The sequence below is a fragment of the Cupriavidus sp. 05N38 genome, from assembly GCF_056397345.1.
Genome location: NZ_JBFTNF010000018.1, coordinates 83,328 through 107,114, shown reverse-complemented (window position 1 = coordinate 107,114; position 23,787 = coordinate 83,328). Strand labels below are relative to the sequence as shown.

General features: G+C 67.4%; 22 protein-coding genes and 2 pseudogenes. 15 read left to right on the top strand and 9 right to left on the bottom strand.

Annotated features, from left to right (window positions below):
- Together AC1DK4_RS15670 and AC1DK4_RS15665 are read left to right on the top strand one after the other, a co-directional pair.
- Positions 1–237, top strand: a pseudogene (locus AC1DK4_RS15670) (copper resistance protein CopQ); the annotation flags it as partial.
- 285 nt (positions 238–522) lie between these two features.
- Positions 523–1,089 (top strand): TetR/AcrR family transcriptional regulator, encoded by a 567-nt coding sequence (locus AC1DK4_RS15665; protein WP_441619841.1) that lies wholly within the window; start codon positions 523–525, stop codon positions 1,087–1,089.
- A gap of 214 nt (positions 1,090–1,303) precedes the next feature.
- Here AC1DK4_RS15665 and AC1DK4_RS15660 read toward each other — a convergent pair whose 3' ends face one another.
- Positions 1,304–3,037, bottom strand: a complete 1,734-nt coding sequence (locus tag AC1DK4_RS15660; protein ID WP_477131624.1) for an MBL fold metallo-hydrolase — start codon at positions 3,035–3,037, stop codon at positions 1,304–1,306.
- 310 nt (positions 3,038–3,347) lie between these two features.
- Between AC1DK4_RS15660 and AC1DK4_RS15655 the strand changes: the two genes are divergently transcribed.
- Positions 3,348–3,611, top strand: coding sequence for a hypothetical protein (locus AC1DK4_RS15655; protein WP_441619837.1), 264 nt, complete (start codon positions 3,348–3,350; stop codon positions 3,609–3,611).
- Between the two features lie 65 nt (positions 3,612–3,676).
- On the opposite strand, the gene AC1DK4_RS15650 is transcribed toward AC1DK4_RS15655, so the two are convergent.
- The 3 genes from AC1DK4_RS15650 to AC1DK4_RS15640 are packed head-to-tail and all read right to left on the bottom strand — an operon-like array spanning position 3,677 to position 5,760.
- Positions 3,677–4,114 (bottom strand): rubredoxin, encoded by a 438-nt coding sequence (locus tag AC1DK4_RS15650; protein ID WP_441619835.1) that lies wholly within the window; start codon positions 4,112–4,114, stop codon positions 3,677–3,679.
- A 37-nt stretch (positions 4,115–4,151) separates the two neighbouring features.
- Positions 4,152–4,919, bottom strand: coding sequence for an alpha/beta hydrolase (locus AC1DK4_RS15645; protein WP_441619834.1), 768 nt, complete (start codon positions 4,917–4,919; stop codon positions 4,152–4,154).
- 13 nt (positions 4,920–4,932) lie between these two features.
- Entirely contained in the window at positions 4,933–5,760 is an 828-nt protein-coding gene (locus AC1DK4_RS15640; RefSeq protein WP_477131623.1) for a dioxygenase family protein, read from the bottom strand.
- 158 nt (positions 5,761–5,918) lie between these two features.
- On the opposite strand from AC1DK4_RS15640, the gene AC1DK4_RS15635 reads away from it, so the two are divergent.
- Complete coding sequence (locus tag AC1DK4_RS15635; protein ID WP_441619830.1) at positions 5,919–6,854, top strand: LysR family transcriptional regulator; 936 nt, start codon at positions 5,919–5,921, stop codon at positions 6,852–6,854.
- Positions 6,855–6,859: 5 nt separating this feature from the next.
- Here AC1DK4_RS15635 and AC1DK4_RS15630 read toward each other — a convergent pair whose 3' ends face one another.
- Positions 6,860–8,029, bottom strand: coding sequence for a zinc-binding metallopeptidase family protein (locus AC1DK4_RS15630; RefSeq protein ID WP_441619828.1), 1,170 nt, complete (start codon positions 8,027–8,029; stop codon positions 6,860–6,862).
- A gap of 666 nt (positions 8,030–8,695) precedes the next feature.
- Between AC1DK4_RS15630 and msrA the strand changes: the two genes are divergently transcribed.
- Positions 8,696–9,214 (top strand): peptide-methionine (S)-S-oxide reductase MsrA, encoded by a 519-nt coding sequence (gene msrA / locus AC1DK4_RS15625; protein WP_441619826.1) that lies wholly within the window; start codon positions 8,696–8,698, stop codon positions 9,212–9,214.
- Between the two features lie 118 nt (positions 9,215–9,332).
- Here the strand turns inward: msrA and AC1DK4_RS15620 are convergent, their stop codons facing one another.
- Complete coding sequence (locus tag AC1DK4_RS15620; protein WP_441619824.1) at positions 9,333–10,163, bottom strand: DNA-binding transcriptional regulator; 831 nt, start codon at positions 10,161–10,163, stop codon at positions 9,333–9,335.
- 152 nt (positions 10,164–10,315) lie between these two features.
- Between AC1DK4_RS15620 and AC1DK4_RS15615 the strand changes: the two genes are divergently transcribed.
- From AC1DK4_RS15615 to AC1DK4_RS15590, 6 genes and pseudogenes are all read left to right on the top strand, one after another.
- On the top strand, positions 10,316–11,245 hold the full coding sequence (locus tag AC1DK4_RS15615; RefSeq protein WP_441619822.1) for an alpha/beta fold hydrolase: 930 nt from the start codon (positions 10,316–10,318) through the stop codon (positions 11,243–11,245).
- A gap of 23 nt (positions 11,246–11,268) precedes the next feature.
- Positions 11,269–13,134 carry a bifunctional 3-(3-hydroxy-phenyl)propionate/3-hydroxycinnamic acid hydroxylase gene (locus tag AC1DK4_RS15610; RefSeq protein ID WP_441619820.1) on the top strand — a complete coding sequence of 622 codons (1,866 nt, stop codon included), beginning with the start codon at positions 11,269–11,271 and terminating at the stop codon, positions 13,132–13,134.
- Entirely contained in the window at positions 13,131–14,138 is a 1,008-nt protein-coding gene (locus tag AC1DK4_RS15605) for a 3-carboxyethylcatechol 2,3-dioxygenase (protein ID WP_441619818.1), read from the top strand. The genes AC1DK4_RS15610 and AC1DK4_RS15605 overlap by 4 nt, the downstream gene beginning before the upstream one ends.
- On the top strand, positions 14,122–14,922 hold the full coding sequence (gene mhpD / locus AC1DK4_RS15600) for a 2-keto-4-pentenoate hydratase (protein WP_441619816.1): 801 nt from the start codon (positions 14,122–14,124) through the stop codon (positions 14,920–14,922). Before AC1DK4_RS15605 ends, mhpD begins: the two co-directional genes overlap by 17 nt.
- 130 nt (positions 14,923–15,052) lie before the next feature.
- On the top strand, positions 15,053–16,063 hold the full coding sequence (locus AC1DK4_RS15595; RefSeq protein WP_441619814.1) for a Bug family tripartite tricarboxylate transporter substrate binding protein: 1,011 nt from the start codon (positions 15,053–15,055) through the stop codon (positions 16,061–16,063).
- Positions 16,064–16,133: 70 nt separating this feature from the next.
- A pseudogene (locus AC1DK4_RS15590) lies at positions 16,134–16,262 on the top strand (4-hydroxy-2-oxovalerate aldolase); the annotation flags it as partial.
- Positions 16,263–16,448: 186 nt separating this feature from the next.
- On the opposite strand, the gene AC1DK4_RS15585 reads toward AC1DK4_RS15590, so the two are convergent.
- On the bottom strand, positions 16,449–17,525 hold the full coding sequence (locus tag AC1DK4_RS15585) for a porin (RefSeq protein ID WP_441619812.1): 1,077 nt from the start codon (positions 17,523–17,525) through the stop codon (positions 16,449–16,451).
- Between the two features lie 293 nt (positions 17,526–17,818).
- Between AC1DK4_RS15585 and AC1DK4_RS15580 the strand changes: the two genes are divergently transcribed.
- Entirely contained in the window at positions 17,819–19,114 is a 1,296-nt protein-coding gene (locus AC1DK4_RS15580) for a tetratricopeptide repeat protein (RefSeq protein ID WP_441619810.1), read from the top strand.
- Between the two features lie 73 nt (positions 19,115–19,187).
- Here the strand turns inward: AC1DK4_RS15580 and AC1DK4_RS15575 are convergent, their stop codons facing one another.
- Both AC1DK4_RS15575 and AC1DK4_RS15570 read right to left on the bottom strand, forming a co-directional pair.
- Entirely contained in the window at positions 19,188–19,904 is a 717-nt protein-coding gene (locus tag AC1DK4_RS15575; protein ID WP_441619808.1) for a TetR/AcrR family transcriptional regulator, read from the bottom strand.
- Positions 19,905–20,058: 154 nt separating this feature from the next.
- Positions 20,059–20,952, bottom strand: coding sequence for a LysR family transcriptional regulator (locus AC1DK4_RS15570; RefSeq protein ID WP_441619806.1), 894 nt, complete (start codon positions 20,950–20,952; stop codon positions 20,059–20,061).
- 86 nt (positions 20,953–21,038) lie between these two features.
- On the opposite strand from AC1DK4_RS15570, the gene AC1DK4_RS15565 reads away from it, so the two are divergent.
- From AC1DK4_RS15565 to AC1DK4_RS15555, 3 genes are all read left to right on the top strand, one after another.
- A complete protein-coding gene (locus tag AC1DK4_RS15565; protein WP_441619804.1) occupies positions 21,039–21,815 on the top strand; it encodes an NAD(P)H-dependent oxidoreductase in 777 nt (258 codons plus the stop codon).
- Positions 21,816–22,079: 264 nt separating this feature from the next.
- Complete coding sequence (locus AC1DK4_RS15560; protein WP_441619802.1) at positions 22,080–22,427, top strand: DUF4148 domain-containing protein; 348 nt, start codon at positions 22,080–22,082, stop codon at positions 22,425–22,427.
- Between the two features lie 363 nt (positions 22,428–22,790).
- Positions 22,791–23,585: an alpha/beta fold hydrolase gene (locus AC1DK4_RS15555; protein WP_441619800.1), complete on the top strand. Its 795-nt coding sequence runs from the start codon at positions 22,791–22,793 to the stop codon at positions 23,583–23,585.
- The last annotated feature ends 202 nt before the right edge of the window (positions 23,586–23,787 follow it).

The window sequence follows — 23,787 nt, the reverse complement described above, 5'->3', positions numbered from 1 at the left end:
CGCAACGGCAACCGCGACGCCTTCACCGACGGCGCCCGCACCGGCAAGTTCGACCCGTACACCGAAGGTGCCCGTATCGTGGCCGGCCTGGACCGCGTCGGCGTGTCGGCCAGCCCGGCGCGCAACGGCAGCCGCGACGCCTTCACCGATGGCGCCCGCAGCGGCAACCGCGATGCCTTCACCGAYGGCGCCCGCACCGGCAAGTTCGATGTCTTCACCGAAGGCGCCAACGCCTGAACACAGTCGGAGATGGTTCCGGATCGCGACAGGGGGTAGCCGGCAAGTGCCGGCTATCGCACCCGGTGGGGCGTCCGGCTGGCAATTGCTACTAGTCTGGAGTGCATGATGAATCTACGAGACAGCTTCCTGATCGTGGTCGGCTGGGTCGGGCTCTGCCTGGTCAGCGGCTCTATGGTCACGGTGGTCGCCCAAGTGCTGCCTTCCTGAGCAGCCTGGGTGGCTTTTTGCGACTGCACATGGAATTGGCTTGAGGATCTATCGACAGATAGATAAGATCACGCTATGAAAACGCAATCCGTACGCGAACAACTGCTCGAACATACGCTGGTGCTGATCCGCCGCCGTGGTTTCAACGGCTTCAGCTATCGCGATCTTGCCGAGCTGGTCGGGGTAAAAACCTCGAGCATCCACTATTACTTCCCCGCCAAGGACGACCTGGTGCTGGAAGCGGTGAAGGAATACAGCGCACGCGTCACAGAGCGGATCCGCAACATCGACGCCAGCCTGCCGCCGCATGCCCAAGCCGAGGTGTACCTCAGCTTCCTGCGCAATGCCGCCTGCGGTGACCAGATCTGCCTGGCTGGCATGTTGTCGACCGAAACCCTGTGCCTGCCCGAGACGGTACACGCCGAGCTCAAGACGTTCTACCGCATGAACGAGAACTGGCTGATGGGGTTGATCGAACGCGCGCAGAAGGACTACGACAAGGTCTACCTGGTACCGCCGAAGGCGCTGGCGCAAGTGATCTACGGTGCTTTGCAGAACGGCCTGGTAGTGGCACGCCTGTTCGGCGCGCCCGAACGGCTGGAGGCGGCAGCGCAATTGCTGATGGCTTCGCTGTCGGAGTAGAAGTCAGACCAGGCTAGGAGTCAAACCTCGCACGCCAGTCAAGCAGGAAGGGAAACAGGCAGGACGGCAGACAAGCAGGAAGGCAGGCGCTGAGTTGCGTAGTGTCGCCTGCCCGGTACTACCCGGGACAAGAAGGTTGTCGGAGTTCAGGCGCTGAACCCCGACAGCCTTTTTTCATTTGCGGCGCGCGCGGGCGCCTCCGGCAAGACTCACGCTACTTGCGTTCCACCGCGCGCCAGAACCCGCCATCCTCCACCACAGCCCCGTCGACGACCAGTTTGTTCAGGTGCGCGAGCAGGGAGCGCTGTGCCACCGGCAGCATGCGCTCCGGCACATCGYCGTACACGCGCAGCAGCAGGACTTCGAGCGCACTGTCGCCAAGGTCACGCAGCGCGTTCAGCACCTTGGCCTCGCGCTGCAGCCGGTGCCGGATCAGCGTGCGGATCGCATCGGCTGGCTTTGCCATCAGGAACCCGTGTCCCGGCGCCAGCCACTCCAGGTCCTCCTGCTGCAACGCGGCCAGCGATGCCAGGTAGGCGTGCATGTCGCCGTCGGGCGGATTGATGACAACGGTGGAACCCTGCATCACGTGGTCGCCGGTGAACAGGGTTTTTTCCTCCTCCAGCAGGAAGCACAGGTGATTGGAGGCATGGCCCGGCGTGTGGACTACGCGCAGGGTGCAGTCCCCGCCCAGCGCCAGCCGTTCGCCGTGCTCCAGGACGCGGTCCGGCCGGAAGGTCTGGTCCTGGCGCGGTGTGTCCGGCGCGGGCCGGCCGAGCACGGGCGCGCCGGTGGAGGCCTTCAGCTTCGGCGTGCCCGGGGAGTGGTCGAGGTGGGTATGGGTGGCCAGGATCCAGCGCACCGGTCCGGGCGCCGCGGCTAGCACGGCGGCCAGGTGAGCCTCGTCGTCCGGGCCCGGGTCGATCACCGCCCATTCGTTGGTGGCGGGATCGCCCACGAAATAGGTGTTGGTGCCGGGACCCGTCATCACGCTGCCGTTGCCGGCGGTCACGCGCCATACGCGGTCGGACAGGCGCATGGCCAGGCCGGTCGCCAGCTCGTAGCGAGCATGGCCTTCTCCATGCGGGTCGATGCGCTCGATCTCGGCATAGGGCGGCTCGCTCGGCAGCACGGGGCGCAAGCCACCGCTGCCCTGGGCCAGGCGCGGCATGATGCGCGCCACGCCACGCAGCTGCGCGGCATGGTCGAAGCACGCTTGCGCCGTCTCGAAGCGGGCAATCGCGGTGAGCGTGCGCCGGGTCACCGGCACGAACTTGTAGCCCTTGGCGGCGTCGAGGGYGTCGCTCGGGCGCACCCAGATATGCTCCATCGCTTCATCGCCATCGTGCACGGCAGTCTGGCCTGCCGGCGCCAGGGCGACGAAAAAGCGGGTATCGAAGCGCTTGGGCAGGCCGGGCGGCGTGAGCCAGTGGCTGTGATAGGCGAGGCGGTCCACCGCCAGGCGCACGTCGAGGCGCTCGCAGATCTGCGCCATGCCGGGCCCGCCGCTGCGGGCGGACTGGCGCAGCCAGCCATGCTGTTGCGCATCGCGCGCCTGCAGCGCATCGAGCCCGACCAGCGTGCCGGCGGAATCGCTTGCGAACAGCAGGCCGGCTTCTTCGAAGCATTCGCGCACTGCCGCGAGGTAGAAGTCCAGTCCGCCGTCGGGGACGCCGAGGCGCTGGCTTGCCGCCGCGTCGTCCAGGCCGGCACAGAATGCATGCAGGCTCCGGTCCTGGGGGTCCAGCGTGCCGCCGGGAAAGACGAAGGCGCCGCTGCTGCGATCGTCGTTGCGCTCGGGACGGCGCACCATCAGGACTTCCATGCCTTTGGCACCGTCGCGCACGACCAGGATGCTGGCTGCGTGACGCAGGGAGGAGGGACGTGATGCCGGGGGGGATCTGGGTACGGAATGTGGGGCGTTGCCGCTCTTTTGTTCTTCGCTCATGTCTGGCGGATGTCTCGGTGTGCTGGCAGGGTCAGGCCATAGTGTAGCGGCATCGCCCGGTTATGCCACCGAGGGAAAGCGAGACATGGCTCGCGATGCCTTGCCATGTAATGTGTGGTGCCACGGCGCCGGCTCGCGCATGCCGGGCCCGGCGCGCCTCGGCGATGTCCCGGCTGGCGCGCGAGAAGGCGGGGCCGCCGCGTCTGTCCGCAGTGGTCCGGGGAATCGATAAAGGCGGAGGCATGCTTTGCCGCCTAACATGCAGTCAAAAGCCGGCGCCGATCCGGCCGGATCCACGGGAGGAGGGAAGATGAACCGCAAAGGCCTGATCGATGCAGCCGAAGTCCTGGAAGACCTGGCGGCCGGCCTGCAGCCGGACCACGGCCGCCTGGCCGCGGGGGCCCATGCCCTGGGCGCCATGCATGCCGATCATCCGTCGTGGCGCGATATGACGGACGCCGCCTTCGGCCTGCAGGCGCTGGCCGCCGGCGGCGCGCTGGACCTGGACCAGAAGGGGCGCGCCCGCGCCGCCCGGCTGGCCGAGGTGGTGCGCAGCCTGGTGGACTCGCTCTAGGCGGCAGGGCAGGCGGCAGGCCAGGCGGCACAGGGTGCGCTGCCGGCCCGGCCTGGCTGGACTGCCTAGAAGGCCACCATCGCGAAGTCCTCCTTGCCGACGTCGCACAACGGGCAGCGCCAGTCATCGGGGATATCCTCCCAGCGCGTGCCGGGCGCAATCCCTTCCTCGGGCAGCCCGGCGGCTTCGTCATAGACCCAGCCGCAGATGATGCACACCCACTGCCTGAACTCGATGGCGTTGGAGGGCGACGTCGGTTCTTGCTCCACGGCGGCGTCTTGCGTCGCAGCCGGCGCGGGCGCAGCCGCGACAGCGGGCTCGTCCAGGCTGAATACCAGCGGCGCGGCCGTGCCTTGCCCGGGTGCGGCCAGCTTTTCCTGCAGCAGGGTCAGGAGCCGTTGCGCCTCTTCGGCGGTGAGGTCGATCCAGTACGGGTCTCCCGCACCGTCGTTCAAGCGCGCGGGGGAAAACTGCAGTTCTACTGCGGTGCCTTTCTTGTACATGCCTATGGAAATGAATGCGCGGCCGCCCGGTGGCAGGTCACGCGCGGGGCGGAGCGGAATTGGCGGTGGAGCGACCCCTGCCCGGGTCGGATAGCCCCAGCGGCCCGGCCAGCCATTGCTGGAAATCGGCGACGACATTCTCGTTCAGTTCGTGGCCGATCGGGTAGCGCCGCAAGCTGTGCGCGACGCCGAGTGCATCCAGCCACTGGCCGGCGCGTTGCGCCCAGGTCACGGGCAGCTTGTTGTCGAATTCGCCATGGGCGATGAACGCGGACAAGCCGGCGAGCGCCGCGCGAGGCGCGATATGGGGTTCGATCTCGGGCAGGATGCGGCCGCTCAGCACGGCGAAGCCGGTCACGTCGGCGGGCGCGCTGAGCGCCACGCCGGCGCTCATGATGCCTCCCTGGCTGAAGCCGCCGATCACCGTGCGCACGGGCGGTGCGTCATCTTCCGCGCCCTCCGCGCGGTCCAGCGCATGCAGGGCCCGCACCAGCGTGATCAGCTGGCGGCGGCTGCGGTCCGCTTGCGCGGCGTCGATGGCGGGCGCGCCGCCCTGGAAACTGACTTCGAAGAAGCCATACTGGCCCGGCGCGAACGTGAGCGGCCCGCGCACGAGCACGACCTGCACGCGCGGATCGGTCAGCGCGGCCAGGCCGGCGAGGCTGGTCTCGTTGCTGCCGACGCCGTGCAGCAGGATCAGGCGACCTGCGGGTGCGGCGGCAGGGTGGGCCTGACGCAGACGGTAGCGCAGCCCGCTGGCGGAATCTTCGGTCTGGGGGCCGATCTCGGCACTGCCTGGCAGCATGGGATCTCCTTGGTCAGGCCGCGACCGGCGCGGCGGCGGCCTGCGGCTGGCCGAAGACATAGGACTCCATCGACAACACGCCGTAGTCGATGCCGCCGTCGATCACCTGCAGCGCTTCGCCGGCCACGGCCGCGCCGACGGCCACCAGCAGCGGCAGGAAATGCTCGTCGGTGGGATGCGCGCGGGCGGCATCCGGCGCCAGCCGCCGATAGTCGAGCAACGCGGCGGTATCGCCGTCCTGCATGGCCTTGCGTACGGCTTCGCGCACCCAGGCCGTGAACCTGGCGACGTAGGGCGCATCGGYGCCGTCGYGGCCGCGGAACTCGTAGAGGTTGTGCGTCATGCTGCCCGAGGCCACGATCAGCACGCCCTGGTCACGCAGCGGCGCGAGCGCGCGCCCCAGCGCCAGTGCGCCGGCCGGGTCCAGCGGCTGGGGCAGCGAGACCTGGAACACTGGCACATGGGCATCCGGGTACAGATGCCGGACCGGCACCCAGGCGCCATGGTCCAGGCCGCGCTGCGGATCGGCACGGGCAGGGATGCCGGCCTCGCCCAGCAGGGCCACGGTGCGCATGGCCAGGTCGGGATGCCCCGCCACCGGATAGCGCAGCGCGTACAAGGCCGGGGGGAAGCCGCCGAAATCGTGGATGGTTTCCGGGCGTTCGGTGGTCGTCACGCCAACGCCGCCGCGCGTCATCCAGTGTGGCGACACCACCAGCACGGCCTTCGGCGTGGGCAGGGCGCGGCCTAGCGCGGTCAGTTGCGGGCCTGCCAGGCCAGGCTCGATGGCAAAGGTGGGTGCGCCGTGCGAAACGAACAGGGCGGGAAGTGCGGCTGACATGAATACGCTCCGATGGGCCGCGGCACGCCGGCTTGCGCGGGCGTCATGGCCGATTTCGATGGCGCAAGTGTATTAGCTTCGCTGGCCACGATAAACGGCAATCCATGTGATATATAGTCTCGAAAATCGGGACAATCGAATCAAGAGACGAGGACGCCATGGACCGGGCCCTGGAAATGAGTGTGTTCGCCGCGGTGGTCGAGGCGGGCAGCTTTGTCGGAGCGGTGGAGGGCCTGCGCATGTCGAAGGCCGCGGTGTCGCGCCATGTGGATGCGCTGGAGCAGCGTCTGGGCGTGCGGCTGTTGCAGCGCACCACCCGCCGCCTGTCGCTGACCGAGGAAGGCAGGATCTTCTACCAGCGTGCCAAGGAAGTGCTCGGCGCGCTGGACGATGCCGAAGCCGAGATCACCTCGCGCACGCGCGAGCCGAGCGGGCTGATCCGCATCAACGTGCCGCTGACCTTCGGCATCATGCATCTCGCGCCGCTGTGGAGCGCCTTCATGGAAGCGCATCCGCAGGTCGATCTGGACATTACCCTCAACGATCGCGTGGTGGACCTGGTCGACGAAGGCTATGACATGGCCGTGCGCATCGGAGATATGCCAAGTTCGGCACTGATCAGCCGCCGGCTTGCCGGCACCCGCATGACCCTGTGCGCCTCGCCGGCCTACCTGCAGCGGCACGGCGAGCCGCGCCATCCGCATGAACTGGCGAAGCACCGCGTGCTGGCATACGCCAACTGGTCCGGCCGCGACGAATGGCACTTCGAAGGCCCGGATGGCAAGGTGAGCGTGAGCACCCGCGCGCGCGTCTATGCCAACAACGGCGACACCTGCCGCGCCATCGCGCTGGCGCACGGCGGCATCATGCTGCAACCCAGTTTCCTGCTGCAGGAAGACTTGCGCAGCGGCGCGCTGGTCGAGCTGATGCCGGCATATCGGGCGGGCGAACTGGGGGTCTACGCCGTCTACCCGACGCGCAAGCAGCTGCCGCTCAAGGTGCGGCGGCTGGTGGACTACCTTGTGCAGGCATTCGCCAGTGTGTCGTGGGAGAGCGGGCCGGGCGGCGACGCTTCTTCGGCGGGGCCGGGCTAGCCGGACTACCCGGCGGCGCCCGCTGCCGTGACCGATGTGGCCGCAGTGGCCGCAGTGGCTGCAGTGGCTGCAGTGGCTGCGGCTTCCGCAACGATCGCCTCAGGCGCCGCGGCCACCTTCGGCTGTGGTCCGGCGGACACCACGTCATGCACGAAGCGCAGCTTCTCGACCGCCTTCGGCGAGAGCGCGAACGGGTAGCCGTCGGCAAGGCCCAGGCTGCGGTTCAGGCTGTTGAGTACATAGGTCAGCGGATACCAGCGGTTCATCAGGCTATCGAAGCTGGATTCCTCCACCGGCGTCTGGTCCGTCAGTACGGGCTCCCCGGCGGTACTCGGCTTGAGCGCCAGCCCGCAGGCCGCGGCGGTGTCCACCGTATCGACGATATGGAGGTAGTGCGCCCATGTCTCCGCCCAGTCCTCCCACGGATGCATGGCCGCGTAGGCGCTCACGTGCGCCTGCTCCCAGCCGTCCGTCGCGCCTTGCTCGTAATGCGCCGCCAGCGTGTCGGCGTAGTCCACGCGCTCATCGCCGAACAAGGCGCGGAACGGCACGATCCAGTGCGTGCCGGCAACCAGCCGGTCGAAATAGTAGTGGCCGATCTCGTGCCGGAAGTGGCCGAGCAGCGTGCGGTAGGGCTCGCCCATCTCCGAGCGGGTCTTCTCCCGGTGCGCGTCGTCGGCCTCCGCGATATTCATGGTGATGAGCCCGTTGTCGTGGCCCGTCATCACGCGCTCGTCGCCGACGTCCTCGAGGAAATCGAACTGCAGGCCGCCCTCCGGATCGGCTTCGCGCGAAACCACCGGCAGGCCGAGCGCGGCCAGCGTGTAGAGCGCCCGCCGTTTCGCCGTCTCCAGCCGCCACCAGTAGAGGCGGTTGTTCGGCGTCGCCAGGAACGGCGTCGTGCGGGTCAGTTCGCACGACTCGCAAAGCGTGTCCTCGGAATCCGCCGGAATCATCCAGTTGCAGACATCCTGGACCGCGTAGTTGTGGCACTGCTTGTAGAGCGCGCCGTCGGCCCCCTCGTTCAGGCAGCGCCAGAGCCCGTCGCCGGCAGGCTCGAACGCGCACACCTGCGAAATCGCCGGGACATAGCCGAGCAAGGCATTGCACCGCTCGCAGGACACGTTCTCGAAGAACACCAGGTTGCTGCATTTTCCGCAGTGGAAAGTCTTCATGGCTCGTCCCTGTGATCCTTGTGACCCTGCGACCCTGCCGATCCGGCCGCACCGCCAAGCAGCCGGTGCCGTTCGTACCCTCCGGCCGATCTTGCCGCAAGTGTGCCGCGTGTGCCGCGTGTGCCGCCAGCGCATGTCACGTCCGCCGGGCAAAAGGCCGGCACCAGCCGGCACGCCAAGTCCGGGCTGCAAGTTTTACATGGCGGCGTTACAACCGCGTGGGCCAAGATCGCGCAGCCGGGTCGTCGGGTGGCCCGGCAGCGATCGCGGCTATCGCAGCTTATCGATGCTATTGCTGGGGGGAATCCCTGCCGGTCCTGGCGGTGCGGTCGGCCGGCTGCGTGCTCTGCGGGTCCCGCTGGCCGGGCTGGGCGGTCTTGCGGCCTTCACCGGGCTGTTCGATATGGTTTCGTTGCCGGGAGCCGCCGCGTTCCGCCGGGCTCCGCACTCCATGCGGGGGATTCATGGTCATCTCCGTTTGCTGTGGCTTGTGCATGGCTGGCCGGGGGCGTCGCCGAAGGCGCGCTGCCGCCATGCTATCCGGATCGAGCAAGAGGCGTGCCACGAAAGAGGTGGCCGCGGCGGGGGGCGGGAGGGCCGGCAGAAAGCCGTCCGGCGTGAGATCATGGCCGCCTGTTTTCTCAACTTCGGCAAGGGGAGTATCGAATGACCATGGCAAAGGAAAAAGCCATCCTTGCGGGCGGCTGCTTCTGGGGCATGCAGGATTTGCTGCGCCGCTATCCCGGCGTGCTCGCCACGCGCGTCGGCTATAGCGGCGGCGACGTCGCCAACGCTACCTACAGGAGCCACGGCACGCATGCCGAGGCGATCGAGATCGTCTTCGATCCGCAGAAGATCAGCTACCGCCAGATCCTGGAATTCTTCTTCCAGATCCATGACCCGACCACGCGCAACCGTCAGGGCAACGATGTCGGCACGAGCTATCGCTCGGCGATCTTCTACGCGGACGACAAGCAGAAGCAGGTAGCCGAAGCCACCATCGCGGATGTCGACGCGTCGGGAGTCTGGCCGGGCAAGGTCGCAACGGAACTGGCCCCGGCGGGACCGTTCTGGGAGGCGGAGCCGGAACACCAGGATTACCTCGAACGCTACCCTTCGGGCTATACCTGTCACTTCGTCCGGCCGAACTGGCGGCTGCCGGCAAAGGCCGGGGCCGGCGGCTGAGGCCGCGGCTACAGATACAGCTACGGCACCTTCAGGCGCATGAAGAACCGTGAAGGTGCATGAAGGCGGCCCAGGGCGCCTTTGCGAAGGCCGCCGGGCCGGCATGGGTGCGTGGCACTCAGTCGGCTTCGCCGCGGCGCAGGACTTCGCCTAGCGCGGCTTCGATCTTCGCCGCGATTTCCTGAAGCGGCCCGGCAAAACGCCGGATGGCTTCCTGCGCGTCGATGGCAGCCGACAGATACACGACATTGAGGCTGCCCAGCACGCGCTCGCCGTGCCGCAGCGGTACGGCCAGCCCGCCGATCTTCCTTTGCTCGGCCCAGTCGCCGCGATTGGTGCTGAAGCCGTCGGCACGCACGCGTTCCACCAGCTTGCGTATGAAGACTGCATCGTTGGCCAGGGCGGCCTGTTCGGCACCGCCCGCGCCCGCACGCAACATGTTCAGCATGTTCTCGCGCTGGACCTCGCTGCAGTAGGCCAGGTAGGCACGCCCGGCCGACGTCAGCAGCAGCGGCAACCGCCGCCCCACCATGGCGCGGTGGAACGACAGCGGACTGAAGCGATGCGTGGTCTCGCGGATGATCATCGCGTCCCCGTCCGGCGTGACAAGGTCCGAAGGCCACGCCACGCGCTGCAGGAGTTCTCCCATCAGCGGCGCGGCCACCGTCGAGATCCACTCGTCATCGGTGAACCCTTCGCTCAGCCCGCGCACCTGCAGCGTCAGCCGGTAGCTTTCATCGGAATCGCTGCGCCTCACCAGGCCTTCGGTCATCAGCGTCTCCAGCAGGCGGCGCACCGTGGTGCGGTGCAGGCCGGTTTGCTCGCTGAGTTGCTGCGCGGTGGCGCGCCCGCTCTCCATGCGGTTGAGCGCCTGCAATACCGCCAGCCCGCGCGACAGGCCGCGCACGCTGGCATACGTCGAAGATCTTGCCGTTGTCGAGACAGGCACAAAAATCCTTTATAAATCAACGATGTGCATTCCTTGCACATGTTGAACGTTTTTTTGTCGCCTGACAAGCCGGTCACTAGACTCGCTTCATCACACAGATCAGCAAGTTCAGCGGCCGCCCGGGCCGACATGACGATAAATCAGGAGCAAAGATGTCCAATGCCGTTTCCCCCGCTGTCAATCCGTCCACCGCCCGACTGCCGTACGAGAGCATCTGGGGCGAGTTGCGCGGCGTCACCTTCAGCCAGGGCTGGCTCGACGCAAACGGAATCCGCACGCGTTACCTGCACGCAGGCAGCGACGACAAGCCCGCGCTGATCCTGCTGCATGGCGTCGGCGGCCATGCCGAAGCTTATGTGCGCAACCTGCAGGCGCATGCCGGGCACTTCAATGTGTGGGCCATCGACATGATCGGCCACGGCTGGACGGACAAGCCCGATGGCCCGCGCGAGGTGTCGGCCTACGTCGATCACGTGATCGGCGTGCTCGATACCCTGGGCATCGGGCGCGCGTCGTTCTCCGGCGAGTCGCTGGGCGGCTGGGTGGCATCGCGCCTGGCGATCGATCATCCGGAGCGCGTCGAGCGGCTGGTGCTGAACACGGCGGGCGGCTCGCAGGCCGATCCGGTCGTCATGGAGCGGCTCAAGACGCTGTCGATGCGTGCCGTGGAAGACCCCGGCTGGGACTTCATCAAGGCACGCGTGGAATGGCTGATGGCCGACAAGCGCAAGGCCTTCGACGACCTGATCGCCACGCGCCAGGCCATCTATGCCCAGCCCGGCATGGTCGAGGCCCAGCGCGGCAACATGGTGCTGCAGGACATGGAAACGCGACAGCGCAATATCCTGCGCGCGCAGGACTACGGCCGCATCCAGGCACCCACGCTGGTGCTGTGGACCTCCGACGATCCCACCGCCGACGTGTCCGAAGGACGCCGCATCGCGACCATGATCCCGGGCGCGCTGTTCACCGTGATGGACGGCTGCGGGCACTGGCCGCAGTTCGAGGATGCCGAGACCTTCAACCGCATCCATCTCAACTTCCTGCAGGGCAGGGCGGTGCCGGAAGCGACCACCGTCTGACCTGAAAAAAGCAAGGAGGAGACATGAGCAACGCCATCGAGATGGCGGCGGGAGACGGCCGCCCCCAGGATCTGACGACTGACGTGGCCATCATCGGCGCCGGCCCGGTCGGACTGATGATCGCCAATATCCTCGGCCTGCAGGGCGTGCGCGTCGCGCTGGTCGAGAAGCTCGACGAGATCATCGACTACCCCCGCGCGATCGGCCTCGACGACGAGGCCCTGCGCGTGTTCCAGTCGGTGGGTCTGGCCGAAGTGCTGCTGCCGCATACGACACCGCACCACTGGATGCGCTTCGTCACGCCGGGCGGCCGCTGCTTTGCCTCGATCGAGCCCCGCACCGATGAATTCGGCTGGTCGCGCCGCAATGCCTTTATCCAGCCGCTGGCCGATCGCGTGCTCTACGAAGGGCTGGCGCGCTTCCCGCACGTCAGGATCCTGTTTGGCCAGACCGTGTCCGGCTTCACCCAGGACAACAGCGGCGTGACGATACGCACGACCGGTGCCACGGGCGCCGAAACGGTGCTGCGCGCGGGTTACCTGGTGGGCGCGGATGGCGGCAACAGCTTCGTGCGGCGCAGCCTCGATATTCCGTTCGAGGGCCGCACCAAGCCGAACCAGTGGATCGTCGTCGACGTGCGCAACGATCCGATCGGCACGCCCCATATCTATATGCATTGCGATCCGGAGCGCCCCTATGTGTCCGCGGCGCTGCCCCATGGCGTGCGCCGCTTCGAGTTCATGGTGATGCCGGGCGAAACCGAGGAAGAGTTGTCGAGGCCGGAGAACCTGGCCGCGCTGATGCGCAAGCTGGTACCGGAGCCGGACAAGGTCGACTACATCCGCAAGCGCGTCTACACGCACAACGCCCGCCTGGCACGCAGCTTCCGCTCCGGGCGCGTGCTGCTGGCCGGCGACGCGGCCCACATCATGCCGGTGTGGCAGGGGCAGGGCTACAACAGCGGCATCCGCGATGCGGCCAACGTGGCCTGGAAGCTTGCGATGGTGGTCAAGGGCCAGGCGCAGGAGCGCCTGCTCGATACCTATGGCATGGAGCGGCGCGCGCACGCCCGCTCGATGATCCACCTGTCCGAGGTGGCGGGAGACATCTTCGCCCCGGCCAGCCGCACGGGTGCGCGCCTGCGCGACGGGTTCACGCGGGTCATGAACGCCTTCCCGCCGGTCAAGCAGTATTTCGTGGAGATGCGCTTCAAGCCGATGCCGCGCTATGAAAGCGGGGTGGTGCTGTTGCCCGAGCGCGATGCCGCGCCGGGTTTCCTGGCGCGGCGCCTGGAGCGCGCCGGCAACTCGGCATTGGGCCGCCTGCTCGGACTGATGTGCGAGAAGCGCGAGTCGCTGGTCGGGCGCATCGTGCACGGCCGCGATCCGGCCGGCAACTCGCCGGTGGGCCGGATGTTCATCCAGCCGATGGTGCGCACGGAGCAGGGAAGCGTCATGCGCCTGGACGACGTGATCGGCAACCGCCTCGCCATCGTCGGCTGGGGCACCGATCCCACCTTTGGCCTGACGCCGCAGGCACGGGTGGTGTGGGAGCGGCTCGGTGCCTGCTTCGTGATCGCCAAGCCCGACCCGCAACTGGCCTACCGCGCCGACGTTCCGCCCGGGGTCATCGCCGTGGGGGACGTCCAGGGCCGGCTCAAGGACTGGTTCGGCAGGCAGCCCCATGCCATGGTGCTGCTCAGGCCGGACCGCTTCGTCGCCGGGACGTGCTCGCCGCAGGAGGTGTCGCAGTCGATCATGGCGCTGGCCGACAAGCTGGCGCTGGTGCCCGCCGCCGGCACGGCGCACGCGGACGGCGCGTGCCTGCCCGCGCGCGGCATGGCGCCGGATGGCCAGGTCCTGGCGCTCGCCGGAGGGAGCCCGGCATGACGATCCATCTGGAGTGCCTTTCGCACACGCCGCTGCACGGTTATTTCGACCCGGACCCGGCCATCGTCGCCGAGGTGGAGGCGGTGCAGGCGGCAGCGCGCGCCCGCGTCCGGGCCTTTGATCCGGAACTGGTGATCGCCTTCGCGCCCGACCACTACAACGGTTTCTTCTACGACGTGATGCCGCCGTTCTGCATTGGCGCGGCGGCCACCGCGATCGGCGATTTCAAGAGCCTGGCCGGGCCGCTCGACGTGCCGCGCCAGACCGCGCTGGCGCTGGCCGATGCGGTGCTGGCCGCCGATATCGATGTCGCCGTGTCGTACCGCATGCAGGTCGACCACGGCTGCGCGCAGGCGCTGGAGGTCCTGACCGGCGGCCTCGACCGCTATCCCGTCATCCCGGTCTTTATCAATTCCGTCGCGCCGCCGATGGCCTCGTGCCGGCGGGCACGCTTGCTGGGTGACGCGATCGGGCGGTTTGCCGGGCGCCTGGGCAAGCGGGTCCTGGTGATCGGATCGGGCGGCATCTCGCACGAGCCGCCGGTACCCGAGATCGAGCCCGCCATCGCCGCGGGCCACGCAGAGAACGTCGAACGGCTGATCGCGGGGCGCAATCCTTCGCCCGAATCCCGCGCCGCCCGGCAGGCACGCACCATCGCCGCCGCCAGCGCATTCTGCGCGGGCGACAGTGCGCTGCACGCGCTCAATCCCGAGTGGGACCGGGCCTTCCTTGCCTTGCTGGCCAGGCGCGAGCTGACGGCGGTAGACGGCATGACCGACGAGGCCATCACGCGCGAGGGCGGCAAGTCCGCGCACGAGATCCGCACCTGGATCGCGGCCTTCGGCGCGCTGGCGGCGGGCGGGCGCTACCAGGCCGAGATCGACTACTACCGTCCGATCCCGGAATGGATCGCCGGCTTTGGTGTCATGCACGGCCGCTGCGCCACGCAAGCGGCATCTCTTCATCAACCCGAACGCTTCGATTGCCATGCAAATGACCACTAGCCAGCAGACCGTACTCGCGCTCGCCGAGCGCCTGCGCCGCGCGGAAGCCGACCGCGTCCCCATCGGGCCCTTGCGCGACGAGATCGCGGGCGGCGGTGCCGGTGTCGCCTACGCGATCCAGCGCGCCAACGTCGACGCCTGGCGCGAGCAGGGCCGCCGCGTGATCGGGCGCAAGATCGGCCTGACCTCGCTGGCGGTCCAGCGCCAGCTGGGCGTCGACCAGCCGGACTTCGGCACCTTGTTCGCCGACATGGTCTATGGCGACGACGAACCCATTCCCGTGGCCCGCACCCTGCAACCCAAGGCCGAGGCCGAGGTGGCGCTGGTGCTCAAGCACGACGTGCCCGCCATCGACGCGACGCTGGTCGATCTCATCAATGCGGTCGACTATGTGCTGCCCGCCATCGAGGTGGTCGGCAGCCGCATCGACAAATGGAATATCTCCTACGTCGACACCGTGGCGGACAACGCTTCCAGCGGGCTGGTGGTGCTGGGTGCGGTCCCGGTGCCGCTGGCGGGCCTGGACCTGAAGACCGTGCAGATGGAGATGTTCCGCGCGGATACGCGGGTATCGGCCGGCACCGGTTCAGACTGCCTCGGCCATCCGCTCAACGCCGCGGTATGGCTTGCCCGCAAGCTGGCATCGCTGGGCGATCCGCTGCGCGCCGGGGACCTGATCCTGACCGGGGCGCTTGGCCCGATGGTGGCGGTGGAACCCGGGCAGGTCTACGAAGCACGCATCGCCGGCGTCGGCACCGTTCGCGCCCGCTTCGCGCAAGACTGATCCCCGGCCTTCGCCTAGATTCGCCGGGATTCACCGGGAACCCCGCAGCAGCTTCACTTCGCAACACCCTCATCACGGGCACAGAGGCCGCGGTAGCGGCTCGCCCGACCAAAACGACAGGAGACAAGCCGTGCAGACCCAGACCCAGACCCTGACCCAGACTCTGAGCCTCAAGCCGCTCTTGCTGAGCGCCATCGTCGCCACCGTCGCTTCGCTGGCCGCGCCCCTGGCCATGGCAGACACCTATCCGAGCCGGCCAGTCACCCTGGTCGTGCCGTTCCCCGCCGGCGGCGTCACCGACATGATTGCGCGCCAGCTCGCGCAGCAGATGCAGACCGGCCTGGGCAAACCGGTGGTGGTGGAGAACCGGCCGGGCGGCGGCGGGCAGATTGCCGCGCAGGCGGTCAAGCGCGCCGAGGCGGACGGCTACACGGTCTTCATCGGCGCCACCGAGATGTTCGCCATCAACCCGGGCCTGTACCGCAACTTCTCCTATGATCCGCTGAAGGACTTCAAGCCGGTCACCGCGCTGGCCGGCTCGCCGCTGGTGCTCGTGGTGCCGGTGGGCAGCCCCGTGAATTCGGTGAGCGACCTGGTCCAGCTCTCGCGCAGCAAAGGCAGCGGCGTGAACTATGCCTCCCAGGGCATCGGCTCGATCGGCCACCTGCTTGGCGGCCTGTTCGCCGACAAGTCCGGCGGCCACCTGACCCATGTCGCCTACAAGGGCTCCGCTCCCGCCTTGCAGGACGTGATGGCCGGCCAGGTGGACATGATGTTCGATCCCGTCATCACCACCTCGCCGCTTATCAAGGGCGGCAAGGTCAAGCCGCTGGCGATCGCGTCGCAGCGGCGCTCCGCCCAGTTGCCCGAGGTCAAGACGCTGTCGGAGCTGGGTGTCAAGGGGCTCGACGCGGGGGTCTGGTTCGGCATGGTGGTCAAGGCCGGCACGCCCGACGCCATCATCAGCCGACTGAACGAGGAAGCGCTCAAGGCGCTGAAATCGCCGGAAATCGTCAGGCGCTTCACCGATCAGGGCCTCGAGCCCATGCCCATGACACCGCCGCAGTTCGGCGCCTTCCTCAACAGCGAAAACGCGCGCTGGGCGCCGCTGGTCAAGGCCAGCGGGGCCAGCGTCGAGTAAGCCCTGGCGGAGAATCCACGATGACACGCAAGCTCAAGGCCGCCATCGTCGTTCAGGCAATATCGGCACCGACCTGATGGTCGAACCGGGGCGGCGCGGGATGGTGGGCGGGCAGGAGGACATGATCGTCGACGTGGCGCTCGACCTGCTCGAAGGGCGTGCTGGCGGCGAAGGTGCCGGCTCGCGTCGCGCAGCCTGAACCGGGCAATGGTGCCGTGGGCGGCGCGTCTGTCGGGCGGACGCGTTCGCGCTGCGGCGATGCCAGGAAAAAAGGCCGGCATGCATGCCGGCCAAACGTCCTTGCACCCGGTAAGGAAATGACAAGGTCGATATGATCTTTGGCGGCGGGCCCCGAAAGCCCCGCCGGGTCATGCCGCCGCAGGCATCAGAAGCGGTGACGCATGCCAAGCATGGCGCCGGTCTGGTTCTGGCCCGCGATCGTGTTGGTCGCGCTGGTCACGCCGTAGCTTGCCTTGCCCTTGTTGTTCACGTAGCCGAGCAGCAGGTAGGCGTCGGTCCGCTTGGACAGTGCATAGTCGGCGTTGATCACGAACATCCACGAATCGTTGTTGTCCTTGCGGGCATCGGTGTAGTACGCCGCACCGGTCAGGCTGAGGGCCGGCGTCAGCTTGTACAGCGCGCCAAGCCAGTACAGGTTGTCCTGCCGGGTGACGTTGGCAGTGGTGGCATCGTCGCGCAGCCAGCGGTAGCCGGCGAACAGCTTGGCATTGCCGAACGCATAGGCGCCGCCGATGGCGACACGCTTGGCGGCGGCGCCGGAAGTGGCGACGCTGCTGCCCTGGTACTGGTCATAGGCGATACCCACCGAAGCCGGGCCATTCTCATACGCCAGGCCGCCGCCAAAGTTCTTGCCGACCTGGAAGCTCCCCGGGACTTCGCCGCCGTTGGCCACATTGCTGTCCCGGCCGAAGCTGTAGAAGCCGGTGGCGGTGAGGCCGCCGAACCTGCCGGTGTACTTGACGGCGTTGTCGGCACGGCCGTTGAAGCCCTGGGTATCGACCGAGTTGAGCGAGTAGCTGGTGCCGACGGCCATCGGGTCGTAGGCGCCGAACAGGTCGTACAGCGAGTTTTGCTGGCGGCCCAGTGCCACGGTGCCGAAGTTGCCTTGCAGGCCGACATAGGCCTGACGGCCGAACAGGCGGCTGCCCTGGCCGGATTTGCCGGTGTCGAGGTCGATGCCGCTTTCCAGCACGAAGATGCCCTTCAGGTTGTTGCCGAGGTCTTCGGTGCCACGGATGCCCCAGCGCGAACCGGAGAGGCCGCCGGAGGTAACGCCGGTGACCGACCCGCCACCGTTGGCGCCTTGTACATGGCTCTGGAAGCTGATGCCGGCATCGGCAATGCCGTAGAGCGTCACCGCGGAAGCGGCCTGGGCGAAGGCGGACCCGGAGGCGGTGCAAGCTGCCGCAATTGCGGCAAAAGCGAGGAGATTTTTTTTCACGGACATTCTCGGTTTCTATTTGAGCGAGTAGTTGCCTGCTGCCTCTGGCAGCGAGCGGAGGCGTTCCACCCGTATGGCTCCGAGAGATTAAGACGTCTATGTGACAGCAATAAGTAAATGGTTATGAAAAATACAAACACATTGTTTCTTTAAGTGAAACTATGTGACCGCACGCCATCCGCTTCCGCAACGCACCTCCGGCGCACCTCCGGCGGCCCGGTCCCGGCCCCGGTTCTTGCCTGCCAAAGAGGGACCGGCTAGTGTGAGGTAGACCCAGGCCGGGAGAGGGCATCATGCTGGAAGACAGATACGGGCTGACACTGACAACGACATCGACGGCCGCCCGGGACGCCTATGTGGCGGGCGTGGATAGCGTGCTCTCAGGGGTGGCGGGGTACCGGGAGTCCCTGGGGCAGGCCATCGCGGCCGATCCCCGCCTGGCGCTGGCGCACGCCGCCCAGGCGCGCGGCATGTTCCTGGACGCAGAGATCGCGCCCGCGCGCGAGGCCGCCGGCCGGGCGCGCGAGCTGGCGGCCAATGCCTCGGCGCGCGAGCAGAGCCATGTGAACGTCATCAGCCTCGGCGTGGAGGGCAAGCCCGCGCAGGCGATGCAGGCCATGCTGGCGCATTTGCAGGCCTGGCCGCGCGATGCGATGGTGCTGGCGCCGGCTACCAGCGTGTTCGGCCTCTATGGCTTCAGCGGCGATCCGGACCACGAAGAGCAGCTCTACCAACTGCTGGCCTCGCTGGCGCCAGCCTATGGCCAGGACTGGTGGTTCGACGCGGTATATTCGTTCGCCGCCTGCGAAACCGGGCGGCTGGAACAGGCATGGACGCTGATCGAGCACAGCTTTGCCGCCAATTCCCGCAACGCCCACGCCGCGCATTTCCGGGCTCACGTGATGTACGAGCGCGGCGAGACGGCCGCGCTGCTGGACCACCTGGAAGGCTGGCTGCCGGCGCTGCCCAAGCGCAGCCTGACACACTGCCATCTGTCATGGCACGTAGCGCTGGCGGCGCTGGCGGCGGGACGGCTCGAGCGCGCCTGGGAGGCCTATCGCGCCGGCGTCCATCCGGGCGGCGCGTGGGGCCCGCCGATCAATGTCGTCACCGACGCGGCGTCTTTCCTGTGGCGCGCCGAGCTTGCCGGCGAGCCGAGAAACGCAACGCTGTGGAATGAAGTCCATGCGCACGCGCTGCGTTCATTTCCCAAGGCCGGGCTGGGCTATGCCGACGTGCACGCGCTGATTGCCTGCGTGGTCCATGGCGACAGCGTCTGCCTCGAGCGACGCCTCGCGGAGATCCGTCAGCGCATCGCCGAGAACCTGTACCCGCCCGGCGAGGTGGTCGTCGCCCTGGCCGACGGCTTTGCTGCCTACGCAGCCGGGGACTGGAACGGCGCGATCCGGCACCTGGAGCGCGCCTTGCCGCAAACGGTGAGGATCGGCGGCAGCCGCGCCCAGCGCGACCTGGTGGAGCTGACGCTGGTCTCTGCGTTTATCAAGGACGGCAGGGCGGACGAGGCCAGCGCATTGATCGGCCGCCGCGACGTGAGGCACCCCGTGGTCGGCGTTGCGGGGTACGGCTGAGCATGGCACGCCTTCCTGCCTGACGCTCAACGCTCGGCGCGCCTGGCGCAAGTGCCGGCGCGCACAGCGTTCGCTACGACCGCGCGGCGGCCCGCTGCCGTGTCCGCGGCTTCGCGGCAGCGGCGGGCGCCGCCGCGGCGCTGGCCGCTGCCTTCTCCCTGCCCGCGGCCAGCAATCCCGTCAATACGAACTGCTGCACGCCTTGCCGCCATTGCGCCAGCGCGACCTTGGGCCGCGTGGTGGGCCCGGTGGGCTTGGCGCTGAAGAACATGCCGACGCCGTGCATGGCGGACCAGGCGCAGCGCACCATCATGTCGTCGAACTGCTCCGCGAGGCCGTTTTCTTCGAAGTAATCCTGCACCGCCCCAAACAGGAGCTGGTACGACGCGCTGCCCGCTTCGAGCAGTTCGGGATAGTTCTCCTTGCCGACGATCTGCGGGCCGAACATCAGGTAGAACAGGGCCGGATGCCTGACGGCGAATTCGATGTAGCCGTCCATGACCGTCAGCAGCCGCTCCCCGGCGGCCATCTCGGGCGACAGCCGGGCCCGCCGCACGGCGACCAGCTCGCGGAATCCATCGGCGGCAATCGCGGCAAGCAGGCCTTCCTTGTCGGCGAACTGATTGCGTGGCGCGCCGTGGGAGACGCCGGCGAGCCTGGCAGCCGAGCGTAGCGTCAGTCCATGCACGCCTTCGGATGCCAGGATCTCCCTGCCGCAGCGGATCATCTCTTCGCGCAGGTTGCCATGGTGGTAGCTCTGGCGGGGCGGGGGTGGGCTAGCGTTTGTCATGGTGTTGCCGTTTGCGGTGTCGTCAGGCCTCCATGTTAGCGCCAATGGGCATTGCCGCAGGAAAGTCCCCGGCCAGCCAGGGAGYCGTCTGGCGACCCGGCGCCTGCTGTCGCGGCAAGCCTCTCCCTACCCGGCATGCCAGGCATTGCACGGACTACACCGAACTTGCGATGTGCTCGCGCAGCCATTGATGCGCGGGGTCGCGATGGGAGCGCTCATGCCAGAGCATGGACATCTCGTAGCCAGGTACTTCGAGAGGTGGCTCGACAACCCGCAGTGCAGGGTTGTCGCGAACCAGGCGCGCAGGCAGCATCGCCACGAGATCGGTGCTCGCCAGCACCGACATCAGGAACAGGAAGTGCGGAACGGAAAGCACAACCCGGCGCGTCAGGCCGGCCTCCGAGAGCGCCTCGTCCGTGATGCCGCGGAAGCCCCCGCCATCCGGCGACACGATGGCGTGATCGAGTCCGCGGAATTGCGAAAGCGTTGGCCGCCTTCTCAGGCGCGGATGGCCGGCGCGGCCAGCCAGCACATACCGCTCCGTGAAGAGCGCGCGGCAACGCAAGCCCGACGGCGCCTCGTCGCTGGTATGGAACGCGAGATCGATCTCCCCCTGTTCCGCTTGCCTGGCGATGCGCGAGGGCGCGAGCTCGAGCACGGCAAGCCGGGCGCCGGGCGCCGCCGAACGCAGCCCGGCCAGGGCAGGCAGCAGGACTGTCGATTCGCTGTAGTCGGATGCGGCAACGCGCCAGGTATGACTGGACCCGGCCGGATCGAAGGGGCTGGCGGGCGACACCGCGCGATCCAGCGCAGCCAGTGCCTGCCGCAACGGTTCGCGTAGCTCCTCGGCCCTGGCGGTGGGGCGCATCCCGCGTGGCCCCGGCAGCAGCAATGGATCCGCGAAGATATCCCTGAGCTTGGCGAGATGGACGCTGACCGATGGCTGGGAGAAATTCAGGCGTTGCGCGGCGCGCGTCACGTTGTGCTCCGAGAGCAGGACATCAAGCGTCACCAGCAGGTTGAGGTCCAGCCGTCGCAGATTATTCATCGTAATACCTGGAATATTGATTATTCATTTCCAATATACCTGACAAAGGCCTACCTTGCGATCTTCCAGCAACGGAGGCTACTGCCATGAATGTTCTGCTCGTCTATGCCCATCCCGAACCCAGGTCGCTGAATGGCTCGCTCAAGGATTTCTCGGTCAGGCGACTTGAGGATGCCGGGCACCTCGTCCAGGTGTCGGATCTGTACGCAATGAAGTGGAAGGCATCGCTTGACGCGGCCGACAGCATGGACGGGCAGGGCGATGCCCGCTTTGACCCGGCCCTCGATTCCAGGCGCGCATTCGAGAATGGCCGGCAGAGCGAAGACATCGCGCTCGAACAGGACAAGCTGCGGTGGGCGGATGCCGTCATTCTGCAATTCCCCCTGTGGTGGTTTTCGATGCCCGCCATCCTGAAGGGCTGGGTGGAGCGCACCTATGCGTACGGCTTCGGCTATGGCGTGGGCGAGCACTCCGACGCCCGCTGGGGCGACCGCTACGGGGAAGGCACGCTGGCCGGAAAACGGGCGATGCTGATCGTCACGGCGGGCGGATGGGAGTCTCACTACGGCCCGCGCGGTATCAATGGCCCGATGGATGATGTGTTGTTCCCCATTCAGCATGGAGTGCTGTACTACCCCGGCTTCGACGTCCTGCCACCGTTCGTGGTCTACCGGACAAGCCGGATGGACGAAGCCCGGTTCGCAGGGATCCGCGACGCGCTAGGGCAACGTCTGGACGATCTCTGGAAGACCGCGCCGATACCATTTCGCCCGCAGAACGCGGGCGCATACGACATCCCGGAACTCACGCTGCGACCGGATATTTCACCCGATCGGTCCGGCTTCGCGGCGCACCTCGCATAGCGCTTGCCGAYGCGTCAGCGTTCCGGCCGGGGGCGTCCCGGCCGGCTGGCTGGCATTCCAGACGCCGGAACCGGCGCAAAGTGCTTGACTCGTTGTGTCGCGTTCCTGTGGGACTGCGCGGGCGAACGTGACGGGATTGTAATGAGTTGGTCAGGAAGAGGTCAGTGGGCGAAACCAATACTGGGTACAGCTTTTCATCATCTCGATAAAAGCGCCGCGGCTCCGGCGGTACCGGGCGATCCCTACTGATAGAGGTAAATCATCATGAAAGCACTCGTTCGCACCGTACTGATTTCCTGCGCCCTGGCGGTGCCGGCCCTGTCCTTCGCGCAAAGCGTGCAGGCGCCCCTGACCCGCGCCGAAGTGCGCGCCGATCTGATCCGGCTGGAACAGGCAGGCTACCGGCCGGGCGGCGGCGACGACCCGACCTATCCCCAGGACATCCAGGCCGCCGAAGCCAAGGTGCAGGCAGAAGATGCGGCGGCGGCCAGGACGGCGGCAAACACGCAACCGCAGGCGCAGAGCCATCTGCAGGCGAACGCCAGCATGCGGATGAGCGCCGGCCAGCCGCGCATCGATGCCGTGCGCAACCCCTTCTATTACGGCGCGTAATGCGCCGGCACAAGTGCTGCCAGCATGCGCCGGCGACGGCGGGCGGGTCGTGAACATCCCGCCGGGCTGGCAGCCGCGCCGCCTTCCCCGGCATCGCCGCGCATGCGCGCCGAGGGTCCTGACACCTTCGTATAGGACGCCGAGACTTCGGGCTGGCCCGGGCGCGGCCGGCTCAGATCCCGGTCATACGGACAAGCTGTCCTGCGTGCGCCGGCATCATCCGAAGGTATCGGGAGATGCAACCAGGGTGCGCCGGGGCAGTCCGTTGGTAGGTATTGGCCCCGGGATCTTGCCGGCTTAGATTTCATTCGCGGCTGCGGTGTGCATGTCCGTTTTCCCAGTCATCGTCCAAAGGAGTCTCACGTGAAAATTTCGTCTCATGTCGCATCGGTCCTGGCAGTGTCCGCTTGCTTCCTTGCATCGGCCAGCGCAATGGCACAGGATGCCAGGACGCCCCACGCGCCGGTCAGGAATATCGTTCTGGTCCACGGTGCCTGGGTGGATGGGTCTGGCTGGAAGCCGGTCTATGACATCCTGACAAAGGACGGCTTCCACGTCAGCCTGGTGCAGGAACCGTTGACCTCGCTTGAAGACGATGTCGCGGCGGCCAAGCGTGTCCTCGACCTGCAGAACGGGCCGACGATCCTGGTGGGCCACAGCTATGGCGGCTCGGTCATCACCGAAGCCGGGGTGCACCCGAACGTGGCCGGACTGGTCTACGTCGCCGCGCATGCGCCGGATGTCGGCGAGGACGAGGCGGCGCTTGGCAAAGGCAAGCCCAGCTTCACGTCGAAACAGGCCGGCGCCATCGGCAAGACCGACGACGGCTACACGTACCTGAACCCGGCTGTCTTTGCGAAGGACTTCGCTGCGGATCTGCCGCGCAAGACGGCCGAGTTCGAAGCACACGCCCAGATCCTGACGGCCGCCAAGGTCTTCGGCGCGCCGATGACCGCGGCCGCGTGGAAGACCAAGCCGAGCTGGGGCATCGTGGCCGCCGACGACAAGATCATCAATCCGGATCTGGAGCGCTGGTATTACACGCGTGCGCAGAGCCACATGACGGTCATCGCCGGCGCGAGCCACTCGGTGTATGAGTCGCGCCCGAAGGAAGTCGCCGCTGTCATCGAGGAGGCGGCCAGGCACGCCGCGCTGTGATCCCCGGGGACGGAGCCATCGACAGCCTGCAGATGCGACCATGAGGTCCGGGCGCGTGGCCGCTTTCTGCGCGATCGCCCTGAAGCCATCGAATTCGGCCGTCCCTATTTCGCCGGAGCGGACCGGCTCGCCGATGTGCCTTCTTCCATGCATGGCCCCGGCTCCACGCCATCAGCGATCTGTGGCCTATACGTACATATGA